Genomic DNA, 5,034 nt, shown 5'->3' with positions numbered 1-5,034 from the left:
CGCCGCCAGCGCCGCATCGAGCGCGCGCTCGGCCGTGTCCATCATGCGCGCGGCCTCGGCGGGCGGCGGGCCGATCCAGACGCTGCGCATGAGCGCCGCGTGATAGCGGTCGTGGCTCGCGGCCAGTTCGAGGAAGACCCCGTCGCCGGGCTGAAGCAGCCGTCGCCGCCAGGTCGCATGGGGCACGCCCGAGCGCGGCCCCGACGAGACGAGCGGCTCCATCGCCATGGCTTCGGAGCCCGCGAGGATGGCCGCGCCCATCATGGCGGCGGCCACCTCGTTCTCGCTGACGCCCGCGCGGCAGGCCTCGATCGAGGCGGCGATGGCGGCCTCGGCATAGCCCGCGGCCTTGCGGATCGCGGACAGCTCGGCCGGCGATTTCACCGCGCGCAGCCGCTCGGCCACGCCCGACCCGTCGATCAGCGCCACGCCCGCAAGGGCCTGCGCGATGCGCTCGGACAGGTCCTGACCGATGAACCAGGCGCCGCGCTCCATGGCGATGCGCCCGAGGCCCAGATCCCGCACGAGGCTGCCGAGTGCCGCGGCGGGGTCCTCGCCGTCCTGCCAGGCGCGGATGTCGGCAAGCCAGGTCGAGGCGCGCGCGCCCGTCGTCTCGAGCTGGCGCACGAGCAGCACGGGTGCCCCCTCGACCGGCACCACGAGGGCCTGGAAGGCAAAATAGCCTGCCGTCTGCCGCCCGGTGGCCCAGAAGATGTTCTCGGGTCCGAGCAGCACCAGCGCATCGGCGCCGAGCTCTGCGGTGGCCGCTTGCAGCCGCGCGATGCGGCCCGCGAATTCGGCGGCCGGGAAAACCGCGTCGCGGCCGCGGAGCGGGTCGGCCGCGGTGTCTGCCGGGAATGTCGACATCGGATCAGTCCTTGTTGAGCCAGCCCAGCGTGCGGGCGCGCATGCGGTCGAAATGAAGCGCCATGGCGGCCGAGGCGGCCTCGGCGTCGCGGCCGGCGATCGCGTCGATCACCGCGATATGTTCCCGGGCCTGGTCGGCAAAATTGGTGTGGGTGCGGATGATGGTGCTGCGCCGCACGATGGCGCGCTGTTCGGCGAGCAGCCCCGGCAGGAGCGTGAGCCCGGCCGCCAGCGCCACCGCCCGGTGGAAGATGCCGTCATCCTGCCAGAAGCTCTCGAAATCCATCGCGCCTGCGCCGAGATAGCGCAGCTGCGCCTCGCGCGCGGCCTCGAGCTCGGGCGTGAGGCCGAACCCCGCGGCCCGGCGCGCGGCGGCCCGCTCGAGGATCAGCCGGAGCTGGATGATGTCGAGCAGCTGCTCGACCGAGACGAGCCGCACCAGCAGCGTGCCGTTCACCATCCGCTCGATCACCTGCTCGCGCTCGAGCACCGACAGCGCCGAGCGCAGCGGCGTGCGCGAGATACCCAGCCGCTCGGCCAGCTCGCGCTCGGTCAGGATGGTGTTGGGCGCGATCCGCCCCTCGAGAATATCCTCGCGGAGACGGCGGTAGGCGCTGTGCGAGAGCGTCTCGGAACTCATGGGGAGCCGTTCCCCGACAGCGCGGCGAAGACCGCCTCCACCGCGCGGGCGAGGTCGGCCGGATCCATCCCCTCGTCGGGGCAATGGCTGCCGTTCCAGTTGCGGATGAAGACCATGACGCTGTCCCAGCCGGCGCTGGCGAAGGCCGCCGCATCGTGGCCGCCGCCCGAGAGCATCCGGCGCGGCTGATCGCCCCGGCGCGCGGCGCCGCCCGCCACCCAGTCGATCATCGCAGGCGACAGGCGCGCAGGCTGGCTGCGGCTCTGGGTGCCCAGATCGAAGCGGATGCCGGGCCGTTCGGTCTCGATGCGGCGGATCTCCTCGCGCAGCACCTGATCGGCCGCCTCCAGCACCGTCACATCCTCGGAGCGCAGGTCGAGGCAGAAGGCGAGCTCGCCCGGCACCTTGGCCATGGCATGGGCGGGCGAGGCCGCATCGACCTTGCCGAAGGTCACGGTGAGGTCCGCGCCGCGGGAGAGGAACGCCTCCCACGCACGGTCCATCGCCATGACGAGGTCGGCGAAGGCCACCACCGCATCGGCGCGGCCCGCGCGCGGCGCACCGCCGGAATGGGCCCAGGTGCCATGCACCTCGGCCGCGCGATAGCGCAGCCCGCCGCGGATGGCCGAGACGATGCCATAGGGCTCGCCCGCCCGGTCGAGAACGGGGCCCTGCTCGATGTGGAACTCGAGAAAGCGCGCGGGCTTCGGCGGCTCGGCCCGCATCAGGGCGTCGGGGTCGAAGCCCTGCTCGCGCATGTGCTCGGCCAGCGTCCGGCCGGTGTCGACGCGGCGCGCCTCGAGCTCTTCGGGCAGGAGCCGGCCGAGCGCCGCCCGCGAGCCGATGTAGGAGACGGGGAACCAGACGCTCTCCTCGGCGCGGGTCACGGTCAGGACGAAATCGGCCTCGGGCGTGACGCCCGCCTCGCGCATGGCCGCGACGAGCGCCAGCGCCGCGGCCACCCCCGCCTGCCCGTCGAAGGCGCCGCCCTCGGCCACCGTGTCGAGGTGCGAGCCGCAATGGAGCGGCGGAAGGCTCGGGTCGCGCCCCTCCATCCGGGCGAAAAGGTTGCCGGCATGGTCGCGGCTGACGCTCATGCCGAGTGCGCGGGCCTCGGCCTCGATCAGCGCATGGGCATGGCTTTCCAGATCGGAATAGGAAGGGCGCGTCCAGCCGGGGCCGCCCTCGGAAAGCGCGTTCACCTCGGCCAGCACCCGGTCGATGGTGCTGCGGATGGCGCGGGCGGGGGCGTCCTGGGACAGGGGCAGATCGGTCATGCTTGGGTCCCTCCGACCTTGGTTGCGACGGACGCGGAGCTGCGGGGCTCCGCGCGCCAGACGTCGGGGTTGATCGCGGTTTCGGGCAGCCGGCCCTCGAGCGCGGTGATGACATGGCGCACGGCCTCGAGGGCCACGCGGCGGAGCGCCTCCTCGGTCGTGCCGCCGAGGTGGGGCGTGAAGACCACGTTGCCGTGCCCGGCCAGCGGGCCCGACGGCGCACCGGGCGAGCAGACGTCGAGCCCCGCGCCGCCGAGATGCCCCGAGGCCACCGCCTCGAGCAGCGCCGACTCGTCCACGAGGCCCGCGCGGGCCATGTTGATGAGGATGGCGCCCGGCCGCATGGCGGCAAAGGCGCGCGCATCCATCATGTGGTGGGTCTCGGGGCGCAGCGGCGTGTGGAGCGACACGAGGTCGGCCGCGGCCAGTCCCTCGGCAAGGCCCGCCACCCGCTCGGCCCCGTCGATCTGCGGCACGCGCGGCGAATGGACGAGGAGGCGCATGTCGAAGGCCTGCGCCAGCATCCGCCCGGTCTCGCGGCCGCTGGCCCCCCAGCCCACGATCAGCGCGGTGCGGCCCCGCAGTTCCGAGAAGCGGGCGGATTCGCGAAAGCCCGCCCGCCCCTCGCGGACCGCGCGGTCGGCGGCGGGGATGCGGCGGGCCACCGCGAGCGCGAGGCCCACGGCCAGTTCGGCCACCGAGCGCGCATTGGCGCCCGGGGTATTGGCCACCACCACGCCTTTGCGCGCCGCGGCCTCCTTGTCCACCGGATCGTGGCCCGCACCATGGACCACCACCGCCCGGAGCCGGTCGCCCGCGGCGAAGGCCGCGGCATCGAGGCCCGCGTCGCGGGTGATGACGGCATCGATGCCGCCCATGTGGCGCGCCACCGTCGCCATGTCGGGCGCGGGGCAGAGGATCGGCGCGATCCCGGCCGCGCGAAGGGCGGCGAGACCCGCCTCGTGGATGGGTTGGATGATCAGGCAGTTCATGAGGCACTCGCGGAAGCGGTCGCCGCGCGGGCGCGGCGCAGACGGAGGAGCACGGCATCGCGCGCATGTTCGAGATGGGCCCGCAGCCCGGCCTCGACCGCGTCGGCATTGCCGCTGCGCACGGCGTCGAGGATCTCCAGATGTTCCTCGCAGCCGCGCAGGAACCGTTCGGGCACCTGACTGTGGTCGAAGATGCAGGTGCGCCGATGCAGGGCCGCCACCGTCTGGGCCACGGCCTGATTGCCGAACTCGCGCCCGAGCAGGTGGTGGAACTCGTAGTCGGTCTGGCGCTGGAGATCGTTGACCGCCGGGTCCGACGCCATCAGGAGGCGCACGCGCTCTTCCATCGCATCGACCTGAGCGGGCGGCAGCCGCACCGCCGAGCGCGCCGCGAGCGGCTCGAGCTCGAGCCGGAGGAAGAAGACCTCCTCGACATCGGCGGCCGTCACGCTGCGCACGCAGGTGAAGCGGCCCTCGACGACGGCGAGGCCCTCGCTTTCCAGCCGCTTGATCGCCTCGCGCACGGGGGTGCGCGACATGCCGAAGACCTCGCCCAGGGCGGCCTCCTGCAACAGGTCGCCCGATTTCAGGGCGCCTTCGAAGATCATCGAGATGATGCGCTGGTAGGCCTCGTGGGCGAGCGGTCTGGGGGCACTCATGAACATTCCTCCGGGCCCCGAATCGTGACGGGACGCACGATCTCGCCCGGCTCGTAGAAGCCGCCCACGAGATCGCAGGACAAGAGGTAATCCGACCGCAGGACGCCCTCGGGCTTGGCCACCAGCGCCTCGAGAAGCCGCCGGAGCCGCGCCTGCCGCGCGATCCAGAGATCCTCGCCCTCCTCGGCCGGGATCAGCGCGAAGCGGACCTGCGCGCCCACGGGCATCTGCGCGAGCCGCGCGAGATCGACCGAGGCCACGGTGCCGATCTTGGGATAGCCGCCGGTGGTCTGGCTTTCCGCCAGAAGCACGAGCGGCATCCCCGAGCCCGGCACCTGCACCGAGCCCGGCACCGTGCCGTCCGAGACGATGTCGTGGCCGCGCGCGGCAGGCAGGTCGGTGCCGCCCAGCACCATGGCCATCCGGTCGCGCTGCGGGGTCACGGTGAAGTCGCACCCGGTGAGGCGCGCCACGATCTCGGGGGCGAAATGGCCGTCCTGCGGGCCGAGGATCAGCCGGATCGGGCCCGTCTCGCGGAAGGGGGCCGCGCCGTCCAGCCGGCTGTCGGGGCGCAGGCAGGGCGCGTCGGCCTCGTCGGG

The 5,034-nt window shown here is 73.3% G+C and carries 5 protein-coding genes and 1 pseudogene; all 6 read right to left on the bottom strand.

Features of this window, described 5'->3' with window-relative positions; all coding sequences use genetic code 11:
• The coding region (locus tag A9O63_RS18135) for a M24 family metallopeptidase (RefSeq protein ID WP_069333174.1) at positions 1-867 on the bottom strand (867 nt) is incomplete at its 3' end.
• Positions 868-871: 4 nt separating this feature from the next.
• Positions 872-1,507: a GntR family transcriptional regulator gene (locus A9O63_RS18130; protein WP_069333173.1), complete on the bottom strand. Its 636-nt coding sequence runs from the start codon at positions 1,505-1,507 to the stop codon at positions 872-874.
• A complete protein-coding gene (locus A9O63_RS18125) occupies positions 1,504-2,784 on the bottom strand; it encodes a Zn-dependent hydrolase (RefSeq protein ID WP_069333172.1) in 1,281 nt (426 codons plus the stop codon). The genes A9O63_RS18130 and A9O63_RS18125 overlap by 4 nt, the downstream gene beginning before the upstream one ends.
• On the bottom strand, positions 2,781-3,776 hold the full coding sequence (locus tag A9O63_RS18120) for an NAD(P)-dependent oxidoreductase (RefSeq protein ID WP_069333171.1): 996 nt from the start codon (positions 3,774-3,776) through the stop codon (positions 2,781-2,783). The genes A9O63_RS18125 and A9O63_RS18120 overlap by 4 nt, the downstream gene beginning before the upstream one ends.
• Positions 3,773-4,435, bottom strand: a complete 663-nt coding sequence (locus tag A9O63_RS18115; RefSeq protein WP_069333170.1) for a GntR family transcriptional regulator — start codon at positions 4,433-4,435, stop codon at positions 3,773-3,775. The genes A9O63_RS18120 and A9O63_RS18115 overlap by 4 nt, the downstream gene beginning before the upstream one ends.
• Positions 4,432-5,034, bottom strand: a pseudogene (locus A9O63_RS18110) (biotin-dependent carboxyltransferase family protein); the annotation flags it as partial. The gene A9O63_RS18115 and the pseudogene A9O63_RS18110, both read right to left, overlap by 4 nt.

The sequence above is a fragment of the Cereibacter johrii genome (assembly GCF_001720585.1).
In the GTDB taxonomy this organism is placed as follows: domain Bacteria; phylum Pseudomonadota; class Alphaproteobacteria; order Rhodobacterales; family Rhodobacteraceae; genus Cereibacter_A; species Cereibacter_A johrii.
This window is presented reverse-complemented; position numbering and strand designations above follow the sequence as displayed.

Bases quoted from the DNA above. Each gene is read 5' to 3' on its own strand.
- A9O63_RS18125 (WP_069333172.1), bottom strand. From the start codon at position 2,784: ATGACCGATCTGCCCCTGTCCCAGGACGCCCCCGCCCGCGCCATCCGC.
- A9O63_RS18115 (WP_069333170.1), bottom strand. From the start codon at position 4,435: ATGAGTGCCCCCAGACCGCTCGCCCACGAGGCCTACCAGCGCATCATC.
- A9O63_RS18130 (WP_069333173.1), bottom strand. From the start codon at position 1,507: ATGAGTTCCGAGACGCTCTCGCACAGCGCCTACCGCCGTCTCCGCGAG.
- A9O63_RS18120 (WP_069333171.1), bottom strand. From the start codon at position 3,776: ATGAACTGCCTGATCATCCAACCCATCCACGAGGCGGGTCTCGCCGCC.